This is a genomic window from Pseudoalteromonas luteoviolacea NCIMB 1944, from assembly GCF_001625565.1.
In the GTDB taxonomy this organism is placed as follows: Bacteria; Pseudomonadota; Gammaproteobacteria; order Enterobacterales; family Alteromonadaceae; genus Pseudoalteromonas; species Pseudoalteromonas luteoviolacea_F.
Genome location: NZ_AUXS01000012.1, coordinates 34,281 through 57,312 on the forward strand (window position 1 = coordinate 34,281; position 23,032 = coordinate 57,312).

21 protein-coding genes are annotated in these 23,032 nt (G+C 42.4%); 14 read left to right on the plus strand and 7 right to left on the minus strand.

What is annotated here, in order from left to right:
- Nucleotides 1-23 precede the first annotated feature (23 nt).
- Nucleotides 24-605, minus strand: a complete 582-nt coding sequence (locus N483_RS01370; RefSeq protein ID WP_023399559.1) for an alpha-ketoglutarate-dependent dioxygenase AlkB family protein — start codon at nucleotides 603-605, stop codon at nucleotides 24-26.
- A 40-nt stretch (nucleotides 606-645) separates the two neighbouring features.
- On the opposite strand from N483_RS01370, the gene N483_RS01375 reads away from it, so the two are divergent.
- The 4 genes from N483_RS01375 to N483_RS01390 are packed head-to-tail and all read left to right on the plus strand — an operon-like array spanning nucleotide 646 to nucleotide 4,396.
- On the plus strand, nucleotides 646-1,800 hold the full coding sequence (locus N483_RS01375; protein ID WP_023399558.1) for a methyltransferase: 1,155 nt from the start codon (nucleotides 646-648) through the stop codon (nucleotides 1,798-1,800).
- A gap of 2 nt (nucleotides 1,801-1,802) precedes the next feature.
- The gene (locus N483_RS01380) at nucleotides 1,803-2,366 is read left to right on the plus strand and encodes a YajG family lipoprotein (protein ID WP_023399557.1); all 564 of its coding nucleotides are present in this window, start codon (nucleotides 1,803-1,805) and stop codon (nucleotides 2,364-2,366) included.
- Nucleotides 2,367-2,384: 18 nt separating this feature from the next.
- Nucleotides 2,385-3,008 carry a peptidylprolyl isomerase gene (locus tag N483_RS01385; protein ID WP_023399556.1) on the plus strand — a complete coding sequence of 208 codons (624 nt, stop codon included), beginning with the start codon at nucleotides 2,385-2,387 and terminating at the stop codon, nucleotides 3,006-3,008.
- Nucleotides 3,009-3,016: 8 nt separating this feature from the next.
- Nucleotides 3,017-4,396, plus strand: coding sequence for an AmpG family muropeptide MFS transporter (locus N483_RS01390; protein WP_023399555.1), 1,380 nt, complete (start codon nucleotides 3,017-3,019; stop codon nucleotides 4,394-4,396).
- Nucleotides 4,397-4,438: 42 nt separating this feature from the next.
- On the opposite strand, the gene N483_RS01395 is transcribed toward N483_RS01390, so the two are convergent.
- Both N483_RS01395 and erpA read right to left on the minus strand, forming a co-directional pair.
- Nucleotides 4,439-4,684, minus strand: a complete 246-nt coding sequence (locus N483_RS01395; protein ID WP_023399554.1) for a helix-turn-helix domain-containing protein — start codon at nucleotides 4,682-4,684, stop codon at nucleotides 4,439-4,441.
- A gap of 577 nt (nucleotides 4,685-5,261) precedes the next feature.
- The gene (erpA, locus tag N483_RS01400; RefSeq protein WP_023399553.1) at nucleotides 5,262-5,600 is read right to left on the minus strand and encodes an iron-sulfur cluster insertion protein ErpA; all 339 of its coding nucleotides are present in this window, start codon (nucleotides 5,598-5,600) and stop codon (nucleotides 5,262-5,264) included.
- Nucleotides 5,601-5,803: 203 nt separating this feature from the next.
- On the opposite strand from erpA, the gene N483_RS01405 reads away from it, so the two are divergent.
- The 5 genes from N483_RS01405 (at nucleotide 5,804) to N483_RS01425 (ending at nucleotide 12,411) form a co-directional block, all read left to right on the plus strand.
- Nucleotides 5,804-7,486, plus strand: coding sequence for a chloride channel protein (locus N483_RS01405; protein ID WP_023399552.1), 1,683 nt, complete (start codon nucleotides 5,804-5,806; stop codon nucleotides 7,484-7,486).
- An 18-nt stretch (nucleotides 7,487-7,504) separates the two neighbouring features.
- On the plus strand, nucleotides 7,505-7,939 hold the full coding sequence (locus N483_RS01410) for a CopD family protein (RefSeq protein WP_023399551.1): 435 nt from the start codon (nucleotides 7,505-7,507) through the stop codon (nucleotides 7,937-7,939).
- A gap of 150 nt (nucleotides 7,940-8,089) precedes the next feature.
- Complete coding sequence (locus N483_RS01415; protein WP_023399550.1) at nucleotides 8,090-9,106, plus strand: aspartate carbamoyltransferase; 1,017 nt, start codon at nucleotides 8,090-8,092, stop codon at nucleotides 9,104-9,106.
- Nucleotides 9,107-9,122: 16 nt separating this feature from the next.
- Entirely contained in the window at nucleotides 9,123-10,412 is a 1,290-nt protein-coding gene (gene hemL / locus N483_RS01420; RefSeq protein ID WP_023399549.1) for a glutamate-1-semialdehyde 2,1-aminomutase, read from the plus strand.
- Between the two features lie 157 nt (nucleotides 10,413-10,569).
- Nucleotides 10,570-12,411: a methyl-accepting chemotaxis protein gene (locus N483_RS01425; protein WP_023399548.1), complete on the plus strand. Its 1,842-nt coding sequence runs from the start codon at nucleotides 10,570-10,572 to the stop codon at nucleotides 12,409-12,411.
- 3 nt (nucleotides 12,412-12,414) lie between these two features.
- Here N483_RS01425 and mrcB read toward each other — a convergent pair whose 3' ends face one another.
- The 4 genes from mrcB to N483_RS01445 form a co-directional block, all read right to left on the minus strand.
- Complete coding sequence (mrcB, locus tag N483_RS01430) at nucleotides 12,415-14,739, minus strand: penicillin-binding protein 1B (protein WP_023399547.1); 2,325 nt, start codon at nucleotides 14,737-14,739, stop codon at nucleotides 12,415-12,417.
- A 110-nt stretch (nucleotides 14,740-14,849) separates the two neighbouring features.
- Nucleotides 14,850-16,079, minus strand: a complete 1,230-nt coding sequence (locus N483_RS01435; protein ID WP_023399546.1) for an ammonium transporter — start codon at nucleotides 16,077-16,079, stop codon at nucleotides 14,850-14,852.
- Nucleotides 16,080-16,089: 10 nt separating this feature from the next.
- Nucleotides 16,090-16,428, minus strand: coding sequence for a P-II family nitrogen regulator (locus tag N483_RS01440; RefSeq protein WP_023399545.1), 339 nt, complete (start codon nucleotides 16,426-16,428; stop codon nucleotides 16,090-16,092).
- 132 nt (nucleotides 16,429-16,560) lie between these two features.
- Nucleotides 16,561-17,829, minus strand: a complete 1,269-nt coding sequence (locus tag N483_RS01445) for a response regulator (protein ID WP_023399544.1) — start codon at nucleotides 17,827-17,829, stop codon at nucleotides 16,561-16,563.
- Between the two features lie 247 nt (nucleotides 17,830-18,076).
- On the opposite strand from N483_RS01445, the gene N483_RS01450 reads away from it, so the two are divergent.
- From N483_RS01450 to serA, 5 genes are all read left to right on the plus strand, one after another.
- Nucleotides 18,077-19,600, plus strand: a complete 1,524-nt coding sequence (locus N483_RS01450) for a S10 family peptidase (protein WP_023399543.1) — start codon at nucleotides 18,077-18,079, stop codon at nucleotides 19,598-19,600.
- 239 nt (nucleotides 19,601-19,839) lie between these two features.
- Nucleotides 19,840-20,382, plus strand: a complete 543-nt coding sequence (locus tag N483_RS01455; protein WP_023399542.1) for a hypothetical protein — start codon at nucleotides 19,840-19,842, stop codon at nucleotides 20,380-20,382.
- Entirely contained in the window at nucleotides 20,382-21,002 is a 621-nt protein-coding gene (locus N483_RS01460) for a 5-formyltetrahydrofolate cyclo-ligase (protein WP_023399541.1), read from the plus strand. Before N483_RS01455 ends, N483_RS01460 begins: the two co-directional genes overlap by 1 nt.
- 109 nt (nucleotides 21,003-21,111) lie before the next feature.
- Nucleotides 21,112-21,765 (plus strand): ribose-5-phosphate isomerase RpiA, encoded by a 654-nt coding sequence (rpiA, locus tag N483_RS01465; RefSeq protein ID WP_023399540.1) that lies wholly within the window; start codon nucleotides 21,112-21,114, stop codon nucleotides 21,763-21,765.
- Between the two features lie 12 nt (nucleotides 21,766-21,777).
- Entirely contained in the window at nucleotides 21,778-23,007 is a 1,230-nt protein-coding gene (serA, locus tag N483_RS01470; RefSeq protein WP_023399539.1) for a phosphoglycerate dehydrogenase, read from the plus strand.
- The last annotated feature ends 25 nt before the right edge of the window (nucleotides 23,008-23,032 follow it).

The window sequence follows — 23,032 nt, forward strand, 5'->3', positions numbered from 1 at the left end:
ATACTATACGCCGATAATACCGATTAACCAACCGTTCTAAATGTCAGATTTATTCGCCCTTGTGTAACTTTTGTTTGCTTGGGCAAGCTGTGTTCATAATCTCGCTGGCTTTCTCCTGTCATCAGCAAACAACTTCCTGTTTCGAGCATAATTGACATCACCTCTCTGGTTTGCTTGTGACGAATTTTAAACAATCTGGGTGCCCCCAAAGATACTGACACTATCAGAGGCGTTGCGCCTAACTCTTTTTCATCATCACTGTGCCAACCCATTGTATCCAACCCATCACGATACCAATTAAGTAAAAGCGCATTGAATTCCTTTGCGTACTGACGCTGTAATCTCTGCCGCATTGCCGACAATGCGGGAAGCCATGCCACGTTATCCAATGATTTTCCAGAATATCCATAACGAACCTCTCGGTCGGCAATAAAACATTGCAATCGTGGGATGTGATGATATTTGCCGTATACCTGAATTTGAGGTTGCTGCCATGGAATGCTGTCAACTAAATGATCATATAGCGCAAGGCTCTTATCAAAAGAAATAACACTCGGAAAATAAGCAAAGCCCTCAGGCAAACATTCTTTGTTCAGCTGTGACATGATATTATGTACTCACAATTTTAGTGAAAAATAAAGAACTATGACAACCGACGCGGTCTTGGCTAATCACCCATTTACTCTACATCGATTTCCCTTAGAACAAAAAAATCGCAGCCTACAAGCATGGGATTCCGCTGACGAATATCTAATCGACTATATCAGCGAAGAATACCCAAGTGTTCGAAATATATTGGTATTAAACGACAGCTTCGGTGCACTTAGCTGCGCCATTTCAGCGCTTTATAAACAGGAAGAACAATTACCTAGCATTCATTTTGTCAACGATTCATTTGTCAGTACAGCGGCATGTCGACACAACCTTAAAGAGAACCAGTTACCACTAACACATATCTCTTTTTTGCACAGCTTAGAGACGCTACCCCATGCTGTAGACTTGGTTGTGTTGAAAATACCTAAAAATGCCGGCTATTTACAGCATCAATTGGCACAATTAAGTCATTTACCGGCCGACATCCCTGTTATTGCCGCAGGCAAAGCGAAAGAAATACACACCTCAACGCTGAAGTCCTTCAATCACTTTCTATCTGAGCCCAAAACAAGCCTCGCAGTCAAAAAGTCTCGATTAATTTTTTCAAGCACAACGAACAAACCTGTAGATAGTAAGTTTCCTGTTTCTTGGCCGCTAGAAAGCACTGATATGACATTGATTAATCATGCAAATGTCTTTTCGCGTGACTCCCTAGACATCGGTGCTCGCTTTTTTATTAACTATTTGCCTGCCGGAAAAAAGCCTCTCAATATTATTGATTTAGGCTGTGGAAACGGGGTCATTGGACTGCAGACTTTAAAGCGAATGCCAAACGCAAAAGTTACTTTTGTCGATGAATCTGCGATGGCTGTTGCCAGCGCAAAACAAAATGTACATCACAACTTGCCAGAAAGGTTGAACCATTGCCAATTTACTCATAACGACTGCCTAACTGACTTTGCACCTAATAGTGCTGATTTGGTTTTGTGCAACCCGCCTTTTCACCAAGCTCAGGCCATCACTGATCACATTGCGTGGCAAATGTTTTTACAGGCCAAATATACTCTGAGAAATGGTGGTGAGCTCAGAATAATCGGAAATCGCCACCTAGATTACCAAGATAAGTTGCAGCGCCTTTTTGGTAATTGTAAGGTACTGGGCAATAATAAAAAGTTTACCGTATTAAGTGTAATAAAAAGGAGCTAATCATGGCCAAAACTCTCTACTCCGTCGCAACTGCGGGCTTGCTAACTATTTTATCAGGCTGCGCAGCTGCGCCAAAAGCGGTGATCATGAATCCTCAATACTCTGCCGGCCAAATTGTTCAGCTCAATACACCACTCACAGTTAATGTCGTAGATTTAAGAACTTCCAAGTTCACTGTAAAAGTCCTCGATACTGAGCCAGCAGTTTACCTGCCTGATGCCAACTTACCTGTGACTGTATCAGCTGTGTTAGAGAAAGCTCTAGCTGCCAACAACGCCAACGTAGTACCAGAAGCAAAGACAACCCTTACCCTAGAAATTCACCGCTTTTTAGCCTTGGTCTCAGAATCCTACAGCAAACATGAAAGTAACGCAGAAGCGGAGTTTAAAATTTCAGTATCCAAAGGGGGCAGCACATTTACTAAATCTTATAGTGGAAAGCGTACCCTATCTGGATCTTTAAAACACGACCAAGCTAAAATCGAAGGACAATTAAATACTCTCGCAGAACAACTGGTCACGCATATAATGGAAGATAAAGAACTAACGAACTTCATCTCACAATAAAAACAAATAGGCACTGACATGATCCGTACATTAGTATTTGCATTAATAATTGTTTCAGCTGGTTTTGCCCACGCAGCAAATAAAGAGGGACGATTTGTACAAAAAGATAACTTATTTCCTAGAGTTCAAGTCAACACCTCTCTCGGTAAGATAGTGATTGATCTCGACCGTTCTCGCGCACCTTTAACGGTAAATAACTTTTTGACGTACGTCGTCAATGGCGACTACAAAGGCTCTGTATTTCATCGTGTTGAACGCGATGAAGTAAATGAAAAGGATTTTGTTATTCAAGGTGGTGGGTACGACAAAGATTATGATGGTATGTTCGAACGCAAGCCCATTTTCAATGAAAGTGGCAATGGTTTAAAAAATGAAATGTACTCGGTCGCAATGGCGTATCAAGACAACAAACCTCATTCGGGCACACGTCAGTTTTTCTTCAATATGGATGACAATAATCATTTAAATCCAGGCCGCGGATGGGGCTTTGCTGTATTCGGTAATGTGACAGAAGGTTATGAAACCTTAGATAAAATCATGCAAGTAGAAACCGGTTATAACAAAAAGCTTGGTTACTCATTCATTCCTAAAACAGCGGTAATTATCCACAGCATTGAAATTCTGCCAGTTGAAGAGCTCTAGCTTAAACTATGATGACAACAGCAAGCATTGCACAATATTTAAACTACTATAAAGACAAACGACTATTAACTGTTTTTGCTTTTGGCATGAGTCAGGGGTTTCCTTGGGTTTTAATCGGTTCGGTAATGTCTGCTTGGCTTAAAGATGAAGGCCTTAGTCGCAGCTTAATTGGGTTATTTGGTATTGTATTTAGTGCCTATACGATCAATTTTTTGTGGTCGCCTTTAGTTGACCGCTTAACTCTCCCTCTCATAGGTAAAAAGCTCGGCCAAAGAAGGAGTTGGATTTTTTTAGGGCAGCTTGTCATCACGCTGAGTGCAGCTTGCTTGGCCTTTGTCGACCTAAAAAGCAGCTTATTTTACGCCGCGTTGCTGTGCTTTGTAATCGCGCTGTTTGCCGCAACACATGATATTGCAATTGATGGCTATCGAATTGACGTTCTACCACAATCTGAGAGTGAAAAGTCGACAGCCGCAGCAGCTATGGCAACGTCAGGATGGTGGACTGGCTATGCACTGCTTGGAGCCATACCATTTTTTGCTGCGGATCTTCCCAACGTGAGTTGGCCAGACATATATCTTCTGTTGGCTATGATAATGGCATTGCTATCTGTTGTCACAATATTGGCGAAAGAGCCCGACTCCCATCGCGATACAGCACAAGCACAAATACAAAAAGCGTACGAACAGAAATTATCTCAGCTTGGTCATTCCCGTGCGAATAAACTCCTTGCATGGCTAGGTGTCACACTCGTTGCCCCTTTTGTTAGCTTTTTCAACAAAAACGGAGTTAAAACTGCGCTTGCACTATTAACTTTTATCTTCTTATTCAAGATTGGTGAAGCTTTTTTAGCTCGCATGTCGATTGTTTTCTACAAAGAAGTGGGGTTTAGCAATACTCAAATTGCGCAGTATTCAAAACTTGGGACAGGCCTTATTACCATCATTTTTGCTTTTTTGGGAAGTATTTTTAACCATAAATATGGCATTGTTAAAGGGCTATTCATCAGTGGCATTGCAATGGCTGCATCCAACTTAATTTTCTCTTGGATAGCCATAGCTGGACCAAAAGAGTCGCTATATGCATTGGCAATTGTTGTCGATGGCTTTACACAAGCTTGGTCACTTGTTGCCATGGTCGCATTTATTTCGATGCTCTGTGACAGAACGTTCAGCGCAACACATTACGCTTTACTTGCCTCTTTGGGCAGCTTAGGTCGAACCGTGCTATCTAGTTATAGTGGCGTGGTCATTGATGATTGGTTAGGTGGAAACTGGGCTGTATTTTTTGTCATCACAGCACTTATGGTTATCCCTTCATTGCTGTTTCTCTATCTTATTAGGCATAAACTGTATGCCATTGAAGCTGCATATAAAAAACAAGACTAAGGTGCATTTCCTTGCACCTTGTTTTCTTAATCCCGTTGCAGGTTAAAGCTCTTCTTTGTTAATTAAAGACAAGCCTTCATACGGGTCAACTTCCAACGCTTCACAGTAACGTAAGAATTCAATCACATCTAAACGGCGCTCTTGGTTTTCAATCTTTCCAATGAAAGAGTGTGGCGTTCCTAAAACTTGAGCTAGGCTACGCATTGTATGACCTTTCTCATGACGCTTTGATTTCAACCATTTTGTTAACTTTCCGTTTTCTTCCGAAGAAACCGTTTTACCCATCATAAATAAACATCTCCTACTCGATGATTAATCTCAACTGGCCTCGTGAAATTTGCCCGTCTCACTCGGCTGTATTAATGTAGCTTAAATTATTTCGCTAGAGGCCTTACAGGCCTTGCACATTTCCTGTATCAACAACAGGGTTGTTCCTATGTACCCAATTAGGTATAGACTATCTTAACGCTAAATCCTAATAAAATTTCAAAAAACTATATTCGTTTTTTTCATGTAGGGTACAAGGTACACTTTAACAAAAATTTTATATCTTGTACCAGTATTTGAAATAATTTATTTTTCTTTAAAAAATAAGTGTTTACAGCTAATCTTAAAATTAACCTAAAAAAAAGGGCTTCAGAATGTTCCGAATTTTATTTTTATTGCCACTGGTTTTGTGCTTTGGATGGTATTACTTCTTGCGGGTTAATAATGTACCTATCAGACAAGGAAAACGTGGTTTTATCTATATTCTTCTCTTTTCAGCATTTATCTTGGGCTTTTTTGTTCTGATGATCCATGTCACCAACCCGACATAAAAAAGCCATGCAATTGCATGGCTTTTTTACTGTTTAAATTGAATCTATTAGACACTAAAGCTTGCACCACAACCGCAAGTAGTTGTCGCATTCGGGTTGTTTACGAAAAAGCGCGCACCTTCTAACCCCTCAGTGTAATCGACGATCCCATCAACCAAATATTGGATACTCATTGGATCAACCACCATAACCACACCGTTTTTTTCAATTTCCAAATCGCCTGGATTAACTTTCTCATCAAACGTGAAGCCATATTGAAACCCAGAGCATCCTCCGCCAGTTACGTATACGCGAAGCTTTAATTCAGGATTTTCCTCTTCAGCAATCAACTCTTTTACGCGCGCTGCCGCTGCATCGCTAAACTTTATCGGTAACTCTTCTGACATGTGCGTTCGACCCTTGTACAATAATTAGCGGAATTATCTAATACCCGACTATTTTAATCAAGTATCTCTGAGCGCTCCACAATGAGTAGTCGCTAAATTGCCCAATCCCTCAGCAGAACACTATAAAGCTAAATTTATGGCAGGGACTTAGCATTAATCTTTTGATAAAATAAAGAGATAATTTCAATCCCAAGCGATGAACTATGACACTTGACCAAGTTAGACGGCGCCTTGCACAACCTCGAACATCAGCACAACTATGCCTGCTTGGCGTTTGTGCAGGTTTAATTGCTGCCGTATTAATAATCTTATTCAGATTAATGATCGAGCTAGTTCAGTCAGCCTTCCTTGATAGTCATGACGATTTTACTTCTCTTGCCGAACATCAAAGGCTTTTACTGCCCGTCGGCGCGGCCCTTATCATTGCCCTTTTTGCCAACTTAACTGGATTTAAGCACTATCGACTTGGTATTCCTTTTGTCATTAACCGTATCAAACTCCATTACGGCCATATGCCTATTTGGAACTCGGTAAATCAATTCTTTGGAGGCGGTATTGCGCTCATTTGCGGTTTTTCAGTTGGTCGTGAAGGACCTTCTGTACATATGGGCGCAACTGGCGCAAGTGTCCTTACAGAACGTCTTCATTTACCTCATAACGCAGCGAGAACTCTAGCAGGCTGTGGCGTGGCAGCAGGCATCGCGGCGTCATTCAATACCCCACTAGCCGCAGTGATTTTTGTTATGGAAGTTGTATTGAGGGAATACAAAATCCATATTTTTGTACCTATCATGCTTGCAGCTGTCACTGGCGCACTGGCTACGCAGTTTGTATTTGGCAATGTTTCTGAGCTCTCTCTAATTCAAATTGAAATGTTAAGCTTCTGGCACTACCCATACCTTATCCTTTGTGGTTTTGCACTTGGCGCAGTTGCTTTTGCGTTTAATCAAAACCTCATGCTCATTATTAAAACCTTCAAACCAATCAGCATGTTTCCTCGCTTGCTACTTGCTGGACTCATCGCAGGCCTAATTGGATACCTAGTACCTGAAGCCATGGGCTCTGGCATGAGCGCTATTAAATTAGCGATAGAAACACCTGACGACTTGCAACTACTCACCACAATTTTTATCGCCAAATTACTCGCAACTTTATTTGCAATAGGACTCGGTATTCCGGGAGGGTTAATTGGCCCGGTAATCGGACTAGGCGTTGTGATGGGTACCTTGATGGCCTTTTTTGCTCAGTTTATTTCTCCTGAAGCAAACGTCGCCGGGACATATGGCGTACTTGGTATGGCGGGATTACTAGCGGCGACGTTACATGCCCCGTTGGCTGCACTGACAGCAGTGATGGAATTGACTTCAAACCCTCAGATCGTTGTTCCTGCTATGCTCGTTATTTCAACAGCTTATGTTACAGCACTACAAGTGTTTGGCAATCGTTCTATTTTTATTCAGCAACTTGATTTCCAGGGCCTGCCCTATCAAGTTTCCCCAGCGAAAGAAGCGTTACAAAAGGTGGGGATCGTAGAGGAAATGGAAGAAGACTTTAAGTTGCTTTACTCAAGCGATAAAAACCAAATTAAAGACACGCTTTCAGCCGTTGACAGCCAAACACCTCTCATTATCTATGATGAACAAAAAGGCTACCGCCTCGCAGAATACGACCTGACGCTGGTATCAGACGACAGCGCAACCGTTAAATATATCCCACTTCAAGGCTTGAGCACTCAGGCTACACTTGCGGAAGCATTTGAAATATTGAAAGATAAACGTTCTGGTGCGGTGTATGTCTATAACCAAAAAGACAGCCTCCAGATCATGGGTGTAGTGCGTTGGGACAAACTGCGCCACATTCTAACAATGAGAAACAGTTTACTTTAACTAAAAATAAGGGGCACTATGAGCGCTTTGCTGATTTACAAAGCTTTGCACATCTTTTTTATGGTCGCGTGGTTTGCAGGCATTTTCTACTTGCCTCGGCTATTTATCTATCACACCATGACTGAAGAAAAAGCATGCTCTGCCATGCTCAAAATTATGGAGCGACGGCTGCTATACTTCGTGACGCCTTTTGCAGTACTCACCGCCGTTTTTGGTGTGCTGACTATTGTTGAATACGGCAGGGAGTGGTTTAAATACAATTTATGGCTCCACTATAAGCTGGTCTTTGTGATCATTCTTTATATATATCATGCCTATTGTTTCAAACTGTTGGCAGACTTTAAGCACGACCGAAATATTCGCAGCACACGTTTTTATCGATTTTTTAACGAGTTTCCGGTGTTCTTGCTATTACCCATCATATTGCTCGCAGTCTTAAAACCATTTTTTTAATACAAATATGACGGTATCCTGCCGTCATACTCTCCTGTTGACGTTCAATTATGCTATCATATCGTTCCAGTAACCTGCTGTTGCCAAGGTTATCTCGGTTAGGAGCGCACCCTTGCCTCCTGTTGTCAATCTGTGATTAGGAATCGCCGCATGCTAAGTTTCCAAGGTGAAAACATCCTTTCTGTCAATCAACTCGATAGAGAAGCCATTGAATTAATTTTTGACGTCGCCAAGCGCATGGAGCCGTATGCCAAAAAGCATAAACGTACTCAAGTGCTTGAAGGTGCCGTACTCGCAAATTTATTCTTTGAACCTAGTACCCGTACACGTGTCAGTTTTGGTACTGCATTTAACTTATTAGGTGGTCTAGTAAGAGAAACCACCGGCATGCAAAGCTCCGCCTTGGCAAAAGGTGAGTCACTATATGATACTGCCCGTGTTATCTCAGCCTATGCTGACGCGGTTGCCATGCGCCACCCAGATGCTGGCAGTGTCGCAGAGTTTGCGACAGGCTCCGATGTACCAGTACTCAACGGCGGCGATGGCCCGAACGAACATCCAACTCAAGCGCTATTAGACCTACTGACCATCGATCGTGAACTTAGTCGTTTCGATCGCACAGTCGATGGTATGCATATCGCTTTGGTCGGCGATTTGAAATATGGCCGCACCGTACATTCTCTGTCCAAACTACTGTGCCATTATAAAAATATTAAATTCTCAATGGTTGCACCTGACGGTTTGCAAATGCCTGACTACGTCCTCGACGCGGTCACCAATGCAGGCCATCAAATAGAGCTTGTTTCTCAAATGGAAGGTAACCTCGCAGCGGATATCGTCTACCAAACACGTATCCAGGAAGAGCGCTTTCCATCGCAAGAAGAAGCCAATAAATATCGTGGTGGATTTAGAATTAGCCAAGCAATTTACGATGCGCACTGTAAACCTGAGTCTGTACTGATGCACCCACTTCCAAGGGATAGCCGCAGCGATGCCAATGAGCTGGATAACGATTTAAACAGCAACGATAACTTAGCCATCTTTAGACAAGTACAAAACGGTGTACTGATCCGGATGGCACTTTTCGCACTGACACTGGGTGTAGAAAATAAAGTACAACAGTATGAAACAAACGTACCTTGGTTCAGCAGAAAACGTCAAAGTTAATCAAGAAGGACACATTATGACAATTAGCCAAGATTTATTTGAGCGTGCACAAGCTTCCATCCCTGGTGGTGTAAACTCACCAGTAAGAGCGTTTAACGGCGTTGGGGGCACACCTTTGTTTATTACAAAAGCACAGGGCCCTTTCACCTTTGATGCTGACGATAACCGTTACATCGACTATGTTGGCTCGTGGGGGCCAATGATCCTTGGCCACAATCACCCAGCTATCAAACAAGCTGTGTTAGACGCTGTTGAAAACGGTTTAAGCTATGGTGCGCCAACCGAGACCGAAATCTTGATGGCTGAAAAAGTCAAAGAGTTGGTTCCATCAATTGAAACTGTGCGTATGGTCAGTTCAGGTACTGAAGCAACCATGAGTGCTATACGCCTTGCTCGTGGCTATACAGGCAGAGATAAGATTCTCAAATTTGAGGGTTGTTATCATGGTCATGCTGACTCTTTGCTAGTAAAAGCAGGCTCTGGAGCGCTCACTATGGGCGTCCCCAATTCCCCGGGAATTCCAGCAGACTTTGCCAAGCATACGCTAACGGTATCTTTTAATAACATGGATGAAGTCAAAGCGATTTTTGCCGAATATAAAGACGAAATCGCGTGCATCATCGTGGAGCCAGTTGCTGGCAACATGAACTGCATCCCACCTGTTGAGGGCTTTTTAGAAGGTCTGCGTGCAATATGTGATGAACACAAGTCAGTACTTATTTTCGATGAAGTAATGACTGGTTTCCGCGTTGCTCTTGGTGGTGCTCAAGCATATTACAACATCGTGCCTGATCTGACTTGCCTAGGTAAAGTCATCGGCGGCGGTATGCCAGTAGGCGCTTTTGGTGGTAAACGTGAAATCATGGATTACATCGCACCTGTTGGCCCTGTATATCAAGCTGGTACCTTATCTGGTAACCCAATTGCGATGGCTGCGGGCTTAAAAGCTCTGGAGCTTCTCTCTGAGCCTGGTCTACACGATGCATTGGAAGCAAAAAGCAAAGCTTTATGCGCCGGTTTCCAAGCTGCGGCTGATAAACACGGTATTGAACTAACAACCAACTATGCCGGTGGCATGTTTGGCTTTTTCTTTACTTCAGCACAGCGTGTCGATAGCTACCAGCAAGCAACAAAATGTGACTTAGATAAATTCAAACGCTTCTTCCACTTAATGTTAGACGAAGGCGTATACCTTGCGCCATCTGCGTTTGAAGCCGGCTTTGTCAGCACGATGCATAGCGATAAAGATATTGAAAACACAATATCTGCCGCAGATCGCGCATTCGCAAAGCTAATCGCAAAATAAGTAGCAAAAAATGCCAACCTTGTTTGGTTGTTAAGTACATAAGAAAAAGCCCATTAAGGGCTTTTTTTTCATATTGAAAAAAAATTTCTGTTTCTTTGAACTATTCTTTGTCTTAATAAGGTCTCTATTTCGTGACTCAATAACAAAGATTTAAATTATGACAGGACTCAGATCGCTATGTAGCCCCGCCATCTCATTTATGGCTCAGTTAAAATATAAAACAAAAATCAGTCTGGTATTCGGTATTTTACTATTGCCTTTGGCACTAAGTCTGTTTTTTTTAAATTCAACTTTGACTCACTCAATTGAAGTTAGCCAACAACAGCAACAGGGTCTGAACCTCTACCCTAAACTGCTAGAGAACATCATCAACAACCGTCAGAAAGATAATCAAAGACTGCTCTCTCAAAATGGCTTTTCAGTCAATGCAAAAGCGTCCAACACGCCGTTAGAGCAAGTATCCATTGCCTCCAAGTTAGCCATTGATAACGACTTAAGTCGCTCTTACTTAAACCGTTCACTGGTGGAGTCTCTACCCAAAGTTGTATATCAAATAAACAACATTGCAGAGCAGGCCAATGCCATCATTAGCAGAGGTCGTTTTACGCCAGACTCATTTATCGCGCTGTCTAATCTCAACAAAGCTCTGCCCATAGTAAAAGCTCAGTTGTTAGATAAACTTGAAGTTGCCACACAAGAAAGTCCATTTGTTAAGCAGCAGCTTTCTGGACAAATTGATGCACTCAACAAAGCATTGGACCAATACCAGCTAGCAATTAGAACAAAATTGCTCGAGCCAGATGATATTGAGCTGACCGCCAGCGCTTTTGCCAGCAGTCATAGAAATGTACAACGAAAAACGCAGGACTTGATTGAAGCCGCGCTACCCACACTAAAAACCTTGCTGCAGGAGAAGCTCAGTACAGAACAAACGATCCGAAACCTTGTAGCTTCGGCATCTCTGCTGAGTCTGTTTATCGCTCTGTATCTAATGCTAGGTTTTTATTTTGCCGTTGTTGACACCATTTCTGAGTTTTCGGTATCTGCACAAAAGGCAGCTCAGGGCGACTTGCGTGCTAGAGCTGTTTCTCGGGGAGATGATGAGTTAAATGATATCGTTGCCCAATATAACCGTGTGCTGGATGCCTTTACTGAATTATTAGCAGATGTGCACAATACCACCAGCGACCTGCATCATGCTACCGACAAACTAAGTCACATAAGCCAAGACACTCGCCATGATGTCGCCCAGCAACAAATTAAAATTTCCGGCATTCATAATGCCCTTTCCGATATGGCCAATGCCGCAGATTCAGTGGAAACCTCTGCACAACACGCGACTGAGCTGGCAAGCGCCGCCGCTCAACAAGTTAAACAAGGCAGTGTGAATACGACTGAGCTCGCCCAACATATGACTGTGTTACAACGCGAGTTTGAGGAGAGTAGACAAGCGTTAGACAAACTTGCTCAAGACAGCCAAAACATCAGTAAAGTAAGCCTAGGGATCAGTGAAATTGCCGAACAGACAAATTTATTGGCTCTCAATGCGGCCATAGAAGCTGCGAGGGCGGGAGAACAAGGAAGAGGATTTGCTGTTGTTGCAGATGAAGTACGCACACTCGCTAAGCGCACCCAACAACAAACTGAGGAAATCCATTCGATTATCAAGTCATTGCAAAGTGCGTCAAATAATACTCAGCAAAAAATGCTGAGTAGCGTTGAAAAAATGGAGCGAGGGGTAAGTGCAGCCAACGAGACCAATCAAATATTAAGTGCCGCCGAGCAAAGCATGACAGATATTGATCAACAAGGACATGTCATTCGAGAGCTCGTACAACAGCAAACTCAAGCCACACAACAAGCGCTTTCTGAATCCAGCGAAATTAGCGATCTTGCTGAACATACATTGGGCTCAGCGGAAGCTACGCAAGATGATGCCCATCAACTGAGCAACATGGCAGCCAATTTAAAGTCTGCCATGAGCCAGTTCAGAACATAAGCTCTACTCGCAACTTGGGCGTGGGTTAAATAACTCCGCCCGCAGAGGCAACTGAATAGTTGGTCCACAGTGTGGTGCAGCTTGTTTACCCGTTGCTTTATTGACAAACGCCCACTTAACTCCTGCAGGCCGCTCATCCACAATAGCCTGCGGATTAAGAGGTTTCAAATAGCGAATATAAAGCTCAAGTGCGCCTCTTCCGCCAGTCAACTTTGCAGGTTTATTATCGTCTCGGCCGATCCAAGTTACCGTAACGGTATTATGATCGAAACCGGTAAACCAGCTGTCTCTCAAATCATTACTCGTCCCGGTTTTGCCTGCCAGTTGAATCGAAGGAAAGTGTTTATTAAGACGCTTACCAGTACCACTTTTAGTTACTCTTTTTAGACCATATTTCGTCATGTACACAGATGCAGGCTCAAACCTTTGCTCCCGCTCAGGTTGGTGTTTATAGAGTGTTTTTCCGCTGGAATCGGTGATCGCAGAAATACTGGTCAATTCACTATAACGTCCATCGGCAGCCAACGTTGTATACATTTGAGCAACATCGAAACTAGAAAGCTCTACGGCCCCTAGCAACATTGAAGGGTACGTCGGAATATCACTTTTTATCCCCAGTTCAGTCATGGTATCTGCTACTTTATGTACCCCAACGTCTAACCCAAGGTTTACTGCTGGTATGTTTAAACTTTTACTGAACGCTTCGTAAAGCGGCACCTGACCTCGAAACTCATGATCAAAATTTTCAGGAGACCAAGTTTTACCCGATGCATCAGTTACTTGAAGTGGTGAGTCATCGACCAATGTGCCCAAGTTGTAGTCTTTTTGCAGTGCCGTTAAGTATATTGCAGGTTTGACCAAAGAGCCGACACTGCGCCTTGTATCCAACACTCGATTAAAGCCAGAAAAACGCATCTGCCTACCTGCCACCAATGCAGATACTCCAGACTTTTCTGCATTTACAGACAACATGGCCACTTCCAGTCCTGAAGTACCAAAGCGACGCTCTAAATAAGGTAAGCCAGATGTGATAGCTTCTTCCATCGCACTTTGTTTTTGCAATTCAAAGTAGGTAAATATCCTCACACCTGCGTGAATAATATCATCATTTGGCACCAGGCCTTTCAGCTCTCGATTTACCAACTCCAGATACCCCGGATAAGACTGAAGTAAACTTTCTTTTAGCGGCTGAATCTCAATTTTACGCTCTAGCGACTGACGATATTCAGTGGTTGTGATGATGCCATTTTCTGCCATCAGTCTAAGTACGAGATCTCGACGTTCCATAGTCCGCTCTTGGTATCGTCGCGGGTTGTAATAAGAAGGCCCTTTAACCATCGCAACTAACAGCGCAATTTGGTCAAACTCTAACTCATCTACAGGCTTAGCAAAGTAAAATTCCGAAGCTAGCCCCATACCATGTACACCTTGGTTGTATGCTTGACCCAAATAAACTTCATTGAGGTAAGCTTCCAAAATTTCATCTTTGCTATATCGGTAGTCCAAAATCAACGCGATAAAAGCTTCATTGATTTTGCGTACAATTGAACGTTCACGTGTCAGGTAGAAATTTTTAGCCAACTGCTGAGTGAGCGTACTACCCCCTTGCACTGTTCTTCCCGCTCGAATATTACTGTAAAGGGCACGCATTATTGACCATACGGATACTCCGTGGTGCTCATAAAAATTGCGATCTTCGACGGCCAATAGCGCTTGTTTGAGTACATTAGGAAATTTATCTAAAGGAACAAACTCTCGGTCTTGATTGGTTTCATTCCCGATCCGAGCAATTTGCACAGGTTCTAGACGTTCAGATGAAGTTCTTCTACCACTCTTATCAACGACACTTGCCAGTTTTTTTCCGGCAAAGTTAAGCGTAAATACTTTTGCCGACTCTTCGCCTTCATAAAACTCAAAAGCGCGACGATATATGGTGACCGTGCGACCTTGAACCAGATATTGACCCGTTCTTTTAATGCGATTTACTCGAGAATAATTTAGTCGTTCCAACTCCCAAATCACTTCATCTTCTGACAAATACTGATCTGGATAAAAGGTCATAGCTCGTGCATATACTTGCACTGGAAGTTGCCACTTATTGCCTTCAAATTGCTTACTCACTTTCGCATCTAGGTATACAACGTACATAGCAACCGCACAGCAAACTGCTAGGCCACCTTTCCAAAATAGCGACCAAAGCGTTTGTAAAACCCGGGATTTAAATACCCCTAAGCGCTGCTTTATAGGCATTTTTTTAGAATTTGATGACTTCTTAGTTGTGCGCTTCGACTTTGATTTTTTTGCAGGGGTACGTTTTTTATCTGACATTTACCGGAGTAATTTTTACGATATCTAGAATGATGCTAGAGTAACTTAGATTAACGGCCACTGAAACCAAAAAAGCAGGCTAAAGCCTGCTTTTTTAATCTTTTTAACTGCTAGTGGTTACGTATCGTGACAAACTCTGGATACGCGTCAACCCCGCAGTCATGCTGGTCCATACCACTGAGTTCCTCTTCTTCGCTAACTCGGATCCCCATGGTCTTTTTCAAAAGCGCCCAGACCAAATAAGAGGTAACAAACACAAAACCGAGAATGGACATAAGACCAATTAACTGAGATACAAAATTGGCTTCGCTATTTGAAAATGGCACCATCATTACCCCTAAGCATCCACATACACCATGAACAGAAATAGCACCGACCGGATCATCAATTTTAAATTTATCCAATGTAACGATACTGAACACCACCAAACTGCCACCCAGTGCACCTATGATACATGCTAAAAGCGGTGTTGGAGAGGCAGGCTCCGCGGTAATACTCACCAACCCAGCCAGTGCACCATTTAAAATCATCGTTAAATCCGCTTTTTTCCACATAATTTTGCATACTAGTAGTGCTGATATCGCGCCTGCAGCAGCGGCAGCATTGGTATTGAGCATGATCTGACTCACCGCAATGGCGTTTTCTTTGTCTGCTATAAACAACTGAGACCCTCCGTTAAAGCCAAACCACCCCATCCATAAAATAAAGGTACCGAGTGTTGCTAGTGGTAAATTAGAACCAGGGATCGGGTATATTTCACCGTGCTTACCATACTTTCCTTTTCTCGCTCCCAATAGCAAAACTCCTGCAAGTGCAGCCGCAGCCCCCGCGCCATGAACAATTGCCGAACCAGCAAAGTCAACAAAACCCAGTTCAGATAAAAATCCAGCTCCCCAACTCCAATAACCTTGAATTGGATAAATAACACCGGTCAATACCACGGTAAACAATAAAAACGCCCATAGCTTCATCCGTTCGGCAACTGCGCCTGAGACAATAGACATAGCCGTGGCTACAAAAACTACCTGAAAGAAAAAATCAGACTCTAGTGCATGATCCGCATCCGCTGAGGCTTCGCCAATCAATGCTCCAAAACTTGGGACAAATCCACCTTCTGAATTTCCTACATACATAATGTTATAACCAATCAACAAATACATGGTGCAAGCGATCGCATACAATGCGATATTCTTGGTTAAAATTTCGGTGGTATTTTTTGATCTGACCAATCCCGCCTCTAACATGGCAAACCCCGCAGCCATCCACATCACTAAAACGCCCGATATCAAGAAGTAAAACGTGTTGAGCGAGAATTGTAATTCTATAATTGTGTTGTCCATCAGTTGCCTCTCAAATTGCTTCTTCGTCTAATTCGCCAGTACGGATCCGCACTATTTGCTCTAGGTCATACACAAAAATTTTACCATCGCCGATTTTTCCGGTATTGGCTGCTTGTGTTAACGTATCTACAACTCGCTGACAATTTTCACTGTGTGTTGCTATTTCGAGTTTTATTTTTGGAATAAAGTCGACTTGATACTCAGCACCTCGATATAACTCAGTGTGGCCTCGTTGTCTGCCAAACCCTTTGACATCGACAACCGTCATGCCTTCAATACCTAATTCGGCGAGCGCCTCGCGAACTTCATCCAATTTAAATGGCTTGATAATCGCACTTATCATTTTCATCGTTGACCTCCAGAGGAGTGTGATTCCTGTTGTTGATGGAATACACAATCCAACCTTTGTGCCAATAAAATTAATTTTTATTAATCAATGAGATAAAACTTGAAATGAGATGGGGAATTGCAAAAAGTGCACTTAGGTGGTGCACTCTTCCAGTATTTGAATTGATTTGGTGCAGGCACCAACTGCACTATTGCGGCCTTGTGCTTTTGCTTGATACAAAGCTTTATCAGCGTGACGCATTACCTCACTCAACGTGGGAAATTCACATCTTGCGATACCTATACTTACAGTGCAATGTAACTTGTGTTCATCTATGGAGAAAATGTTCTCGGCAAACTTTCTTCGGAAGCCATCAAACGCAGCTTTTGCCTTCTGTATATCTTGCTCAGCTAACAACACAGCAAACTCCTCTCCACCGACTCGTGAAACGAGGCTATCTGAGAATGAATCCGTCAACAGCTGAGCAACTTGGGTAAGGATACTATCCCCACCTAAATGACCGTATTTATCATTGATTTCTTTAAACAGGTCCAAGTCTAGCAAGGCTAAACAGCTATGTTGTAAACCTGTTTTAAGCAATTTATCCATTTGTTGGCAGAAATAACGGCGGTTATATAAGCCTGTGAGATAATCTCGATGAGCATAATCTTTAATATCAGCAATTAAATTTAATTGCTCCATTGTTTGCATTACTCGGCAATGAAACTCTTCGTTCATAAAAGGTTTCATTAAAAAATCATTGGCACCATATTTAATAAACTTAGCAGAAAGGCCGTGAGTTCCAGCACCAGACAACCCTACAATCGCAAGGTCATCACGCCCCCGGAAATTACGCACCGCTTTGACCAATTCAAAACCATCCATCGTTGGCATAGCATAATCGGTAAGTAGGAGTTTAATTTCATGCTCAGCTTTTAGCATAGTAAGCGCTTGCTCACCATCTTGCGCTTCAAAAACTGTAAATAGCTGCTTTTCTAACATTTGCCTCATTACTGCTCGACTGATCATTGAGTCATCGGCAATGAGTGCTTTACAGCCCTGATTTCTTAACAATCGACTGACGAGTTTAATCGCATACAAGTAGGAATCACGATTATCCTTAATCACATAATCGACCACGCCCATTTCGAGCATCTGTTGGCGGCTATATTCATCAATTTTTGATGTCAGTACGACTGTGGGTACATTGTGGCTCAAAGTTAACTGCACCACCTCTGCGTCCATCGCATCAGGTAAAGTTAGATCGACCAAGGCCAAGGTGTAGCGGTTGCTTTTTAGTAATGCTTTACTTTCCTTGAGTGACCAAGCAAAGTCTATATCGACATTTAAATGTTGTGATGCCAAATGGCGTAAGATCTGTTGAACAACCTTACTATCTTCAACAATTAATACTTTTTGCATGGAAGCTTTCTCTAGTGACTGCAATGAGAGATGTAGTTACACAAGAATTTAACAGGGCTAAATACTTTAATACTACAGACATAAGGGTGAAATATACGCGATTTTTGTGACAAAAAAAACCTGCATCGCCCCTAATTGGTAAACAAATTGTAATAGCCTGCGAATATTGCTATTTAGTCTCATTCACTTTGAATTCAGCGTAAAAAAAGCATTAAATGGACACTATTAGTGAATTTTGAGGATTACCATGACCGCTGTACCTAAAATAATATCAGGTCTATTGTTGCTTTGCATTAGCGCAGCCAGTGCTGCCAATGTTAAACAAGCTGAAAAATTAAGTTTTGATATTGATCATCAAATTACCACAAAGCATAAAGCAACGATAAATGGCACACGCCTAAATTATACGGTCTCAACTGGTACGCAACCACTATGGGACAATGAAGGCAACCCAATCGCCTCACTACACTATACTTATTACAAAAAAGATAAGGTCAAAGATCTTTCTAAGCGCCCACTCCTTATCTCATTTAATGGTGGCCCAGGCTCAGCATCTGTATGGATGCACATCGCATATACCGGACCTAGAGTATTAAAAATCGATGATGAAGGCTTCCCTGTTCAACCCTACGGGCTTAGAGATAATCCATACTCGGTGTTAGACACAACCGACATCGTATTTGTAAACCCTGTCAATACTGGGTATTCAAGAATGCTACCTGACGGCAACGGAAAAATGCCAAGTAAAGAATTGCAAAAAAAGCAGTTTTTTGGAGTCAACGCTGATGTCAAATACCTTGCAACTTGGCTAAATACTTTTATCAACCGCCATGACAGAGCGCTATCGCCTAAGTTTTTGATCGGAGAAAGTTACGGTACGACACGTGTTGCTGGACTGGCTCATGAGCTGCAAAATAAGCAATGGATGTACTTAAATGGGGTTATTTTGGTCTCTCCTACCGATATTGGTATTAAGCGAGACGGACCTGTAAAAGCAGCAAATCGCTTGCCGTATTTCGCCGCCACTGCATGGTACCATAAAGCTCTCAGCGAGGAGCTGCAAAATAAAGACCTACTTGAACTGCTAGAAGAGGTCGAAGCTTATACACTGAACCACTATTTACCAGCCTTGGCCAAAGGTGCCATGATCAGCGCACAAGAGAAACAATCCGTGATCACTCAAGTTGCCAAGTATGCGGGTTTATCTGAGCTATTTGTCGCACAAAATAACTTGGACATTCCAAATTCCGCGTTTTGGAAAGAGCTTCTTCGCGAGAGAGAATTTACGGTCGGCCGACTAGATTCACGCTACCTGGGCATAGACAAACGTGCCGCTGGTGACATACCTGATTACTGGCCAGAGCTAACGTCTTGGTTGCATTCATTCACGCCAGCAATTAATCATTATTTCCGCCAAGAGCTAAATTATAAAACTGACATCAAATACAATATGTTTGGTCCAGTGCGTCCTTGGGATAGAACCAAAAATAACGTGGGTGAACGTTTGCGCTTAGCAATGGCACAAAACCCTTATCTACATGTTATGGTGCAGTCTGGATATTACGACGGTGCCACTAACTATTTTGATGGTAAATACAATTTATGGCATTTAGATCCAAGCGGCAAAATGCAAGAGCGTTTAAGCTTTAAAGGTTACCGCTCAGGTCATATGATGTATTTGCGTTATGAAGACCTTAAATTATCAAATCAAGACTTAAGAGATTTCATCTTAAAGGCAACACCTAAAGCTGGGCAGCCTGCGAAGTACTAATATCGTCAATGGTGTGAGGGCGTTGCTTTCACACCATATCAAGGTGCGAAGTACTCTGTTCTTTTAAACTTAGATGGCCCTTCGCGCTAAACCCCCCTCCTCTCTCTACAGAATAATTTGCCTTTACAACAATTCCCTTGCTCACATTGATCGCCGCCTCCAACTTCAACGGATTAATTCAATGCTTCCGATAACTTTTTGGGTATACTCTTCATATTAGAACGAAAATAGGATCATATATGAGTGACCAATTTAGAGTTGTCTTTGTAGGGTTTAATGCTGATACCGATAGCCAAAATGCTATGGAGAGTCTCGCTGTAAAATTAGGCGTGTCGAAAGAAAAAATTGTCGCGTTTACACAGGGCAAACCACTCTTTGGCGCCGCTGATAAGAACAAATGTTTGAAACAAGCTAAGCTGCTAGCAATTTACGGATTTCAAAGCAAAGTACAGCCGCTACAAAATAGTGCAACTAGCACAGCACAAGTCGATACTGCAGCCAACGAACGCGTCTTTGAAGCTCTTGATTACATAACCAGTAGCCTGATCCGCATTGAAGAAAAATTAGAAGAGCTAGAACAACGGATAGATGTACAAGCGAAAAGTATTGACGAAAAAGATGACGAACACTGGCAAAGCGACGAGCTGTTCGATGAGCTTGACTTAGAAACTGAGCCCAAGCCCAAATCTAAAAAGCTACTTTATACACTGTTAGTTATTTTATTTATATTGCTCATCGTACTTGGTTTCAGCCTCGCTTTCCCAGAGATGGTGAAGTTCTAATGCAAAAAAATTCAAGTTCAAACGTAGAAAGTTCTGAGTTAAGAAAAAATATTCGAATTGAAGTACGAAAACGAAGAAAGTCTCTAGATGAAAATTTTCAAACTCAAGCTGAATCCTCCCTAAATATTAGTTTTTTTCAACATATAAACCCAGCAAAAAACACCGCAATTGGGGTGTACCTTGCAAATGATGGCGAGCTTAAAACAAACCTTTTAATTCAATCACTTTGGGATAAAAATATCGCTGTTTTTTTACCCGTTATACACCCTTTTAGCGGCAAGACTTTGCTATTCCAAAGGTATGAAAAAAACTCAACCATGACTCAAAACCGCTATGCTATCTTAGAACCTAAATTGAATTGCAGTGAAATTTGCCCAATTGATCAACTTGATTTCTTACTCATGCCATTGGTTGCATTTGACGAACAAGGAAACAGGTTAGGTATGGGGGGCGGTTATTACGACAGAACCTTGGCAACATATTATAACCAAGGTTGGACAAAGCCTCGTTTGATTGGACTTGCTCATGATTGCCAAAAAGTCAGTCAATTACCAATTGAAGCTTGGGACGTTCCTCTTCCTGCGATATTGACGCCGACTCAATATTACCAATGGGGCTAATTTACTGCCGTTGCTAAAAATAGTGCTATGTATGCAATTTATAGTCATACAACTCGAGTGTTTAAGCGTATAATCTCAGCTCAATTAAAGACAACAAAGTGATTACGTTATGACACAAGATGAAATGAAAAAAGCAGCCGCGTGGGCAGCCCTCGAACATGTAAAAGAAAATACAATTGTCGGTGTAGGTACAGGCTCCACGGTTAATCATTTTATAGACGCACTTGGAAGCATTAAAGATGAAATAAAAGGTGCAGTCTCTAGTTCAGAAGCCTCAACTGAAAAGCTCAAAGCACTCGGTATTGAAGTATTTGAATTAAATGATGTAGCCCAACTTGACGTCTATGTTGATGGTGCCGATGAAATTAACGAGCACGGTCATATGATTAAAGGCGGCGGTGCGGCATTAACTCGTGAAAAAATCGTTGCGGCAGTTGCCAACAAATTTGTTTGTATTGTCGACGAAAGCAAACATGTTGACACATTAGGCAATTTTCCACTGCCTGTTGAAGTTATCCCAATGGCGCGTAGCTATGTAGCCAGAGAACTTCTTAAACTTGGTGGAGATCCTGTCTATCGCCAAGGTGTGATCACAGATAATGGCAACGTCATTTTAGATGTTCACGGATTAAATATTACAGATCCAAAAGCACTTGAAGAACAAATTAACCAAATCGTCGGTGTTGTCACAAATGGACTATTTGCCCATAGAGGAGCAAACACCGTAATAACAGGGACACCAAAAGGTCCACAAACTAGGTAATAGGAATGAGTCATGAGTAAGGTATCTTTGTCAAAAGATAAGATTAAAATTTTATTGTTAGAAGGCGTGCATCAAAGTGCGGTTGAAACATTGAAGCGCAATGGGTATAGCAATATCGAATACCTTAAGACATCGTTACCTGAAAGTGAATTAATTGAGCGTATTAAGCATGTTCATTTTGTCGGTATACGCTCGCGAACGCACCTAAATGAAGCAGTCCTAAATGCCGCTGAAAAGCTTGTTGCCGTGGGTTGTTTTTGCATCGGCACCAATCAAGTGAACTTAGAGGCAGCTAAGCGGCTTGGCATTGCGGTCTTTAATGCACCGTTTTCAAATACTCGTTCAGTTGCTGAATTAGTGTTAGGTGAAATTCTGTTACTACTTCGCGGAATTCCAAAACGTAATGCCATGGCACACCGTGGCCAGTGGTTCAAATCTGCCATTGGATCATTTGAAGCGCGAGGTAAAACCTTAGGCATCATTGGGTACGGCCATATCGGCACCCAGTTGGGGATCATGGCCGAAAATATTGGCATGAAAGTAGAGTTTTATGACATCGAGGACAAGCTCACGCTAGGTAACGCACAACAGGTGCAGAACTTAACTCAGCTATTACAACGTGCAGACGTGATCAGTTTACATGTCCCAGAAACTCCGCAGACTAAAAACCTTATTGGCATGGCTGAAATTGAAGTGATGAAGCAAGGCGCTATTTTAATCAACGCGTCGCGCGGAACCGTCGTAGATATTGACGCGTTGGCAGAGGCACTACAACATGAAAAACTCGCTGGCGCCGCCATCGATGTGTTCCCTGTAGAGCCTAAATCAAACGATGAAGAGTTCACCTCTCCTCTCAGAGAGTTTGACAATGTTATCCTTACGCCGCATGTTGGAGGCTCAACACAAGAAGCCCAAGAGAATATTGGTATTGAAGTTGCTGGAAAGCTAGCCAAATATTCTGACAATGGTTCGACAGTAACCGCAGTGAACTTTCCTGAAGTATCTCTGCCTGAACTGTCAAATCGCAGCCGCTTATTACATGTTCATGAAAACAGACCAGGCGTACTGACTCAGATCAACCAAGCGTTTGCGCAACACGGAATAAATATCGCTGCACAGTACCTACAAACAGATGACTGTATAGGTTATGTTGTTATTGATGTGGATAGTGACCATTCTGAGGTCGCTTTAAAAGAACTTAGTGCTGTTGAGGGTACGATAAGAGCACGTATCCTGCACTAATTAAAAACCTATATTTACTTAAAGA

What these genes read in the sequence shown, in the direction of transcription:
- mrcB (WP_023399547.1), bottom strand. Translation starts at nt 14,739, where the DNA reads ATGTCAGATAAAAAACGTACCCCTGCAAAAAAATCAAAGTCGAAGCGC.
- serA (WP_023399539.1), top strand. Translation starts at nt 21,778, where the DNA reads ATGAGTAAGGTATCTTTGTCAAAAGATAAGATTAAAATTTTATTGTTA.
- erpA (WP_023399553.1), bottom strand. Translation starts at nt 5,600, where the DNA reads ATGTCAGAAGAGTTACCGATAAAGTTTAGCGATGCAGCGGCAGCGCGC.
- N483_RS01380 (WP_023399557.1), top strand. Translation starts at nt 1,803, where the DNA reads ATGGCCAAAACTCTCTACTCCGTCGCAACTGCGGGCTTGCTAACTATT.
- hemL (WP_023399549.1), top strand. Translation starts at nt 9,123, where the DNA reads ATGACAATTAGCCAAGATTTATTTGAGCGTGCACAAGCTTCCATCCCT.
- N483_RS01460 (WP_023399541.1), top strand. Translation starts at nt 20,382, where the DNA reads ATGCAAAAAAATTCAAGTTCAAACGTAGAAAGTTCTGAGTTAAGAAAA.
- N483_RS01445 (WP_023399544.1), bottom strand. Translation starts at nt 17,829, where the DNA reads ATGCAAAAAGTATTAATTGTTGAAGATAGTAAGGTTGTTCAACAGATC.
- N483_RS01395 (WP_023399554.1), bottom strand. Translation starts at nt 4,684, where the DNA reads ATGATGGGTAAAACGGTTTCTTCGGAAGAAAACGGAAAGTTAACAAAA.
- N483_RS01450 (WP_023399543.1), top strand. Translation starts at nt 18,077, where the DNA reads ATGACCGCTGTACCTAAAATAATATCAGGTCTATTGTTGCTTTGCATT.
- N483_RS01415 (WP_023399550.1), top strand. Translation starts at nt 8,090, where the DNA reads ATGCTAAGTTTCCAAGGTGAAAACATCCTTTCTGTCAATCAACTCGAT.
- N483_RS01375 (WP_023399558.1), top strand. Translation starts at nt 646, where the DNA reads ATGACAACCGACGCGGTCTTGGCTAATCACCCATTTACTCTACATCGA.
- N483_RS01435 (WP_023399546.1), bottom strand. Translation starts at nt 16,079, where the DNA reads ATGGACAACACAATTATAGAATTACAATTCTCGCTCAACACGTTTTAC.
- N483_RS01440 (WP_023399545.1), bottom strand. Translation starts at nt 16,428, where the DNA reads ATGAAAATGATAAGTGCGATTATCAAGCCATTTAAATTGGATGAAGTT.
- N483_RS01455 (WP_023399542.1), top strand. Translation starts at nt 19,840, where the DNA reads ATGAGTGACCAATTTAGAGTTGTCTTTGTAGGGTTTAATGCTGATACC.
- N483_RS01385 (WP_023399556.1), top strand. Translation starts at nt 2,385, where the DNA reads ATGATCCGTACATTAGTATTTGCATTAATAATTGTTTCAGCTGGTTTT.
- N483_RS01425 (WP_023399548.1), top strand. Translation starts at nt 10,570, where the DNA reads ATGACAGGACTCAGATCGCTATGTAGCCCCGCCATCTCATTTATGGCT.
- rpiA (WP_023399540.1), top strand. Translation starts at nt 21,112, where the DNA reads ATGACACAAGATGAAATGAAAAAAGCAGCCGCGTGGGCAGCCCTCGAA.
- N483_RS01410 (WP_023399551.1), top strand. Translation starts at nt 7,505, where the DNA reads ATGAGCGCTTTGCTGATTTACAAAGCTTTGCACATCTTTTTTATGGTC.
- N483_RS01405 (WP_023399552.1), top strand. Translation starts at nt 5,804, where the DNA reads ATGACACTTGACCAAGTTAGACGGCGCCTTGCACAACCTCGAACATCA.
- N483_RS01390 (WP_023399555.1), top strand. Translation starts at nt 3,017, where the DNA reads ATGATGACAACAGCAAGCATTGCACAATATTTAAACTACTATAAAGAC.
- N483_RS01370 (WP_023399559.1), bottom strand. Translation starts at nt 605, where the DNA reads ATGTCACAGCTGAACAAAGAATGTTTGCCTGAGGGCTTTGCTTATTTT.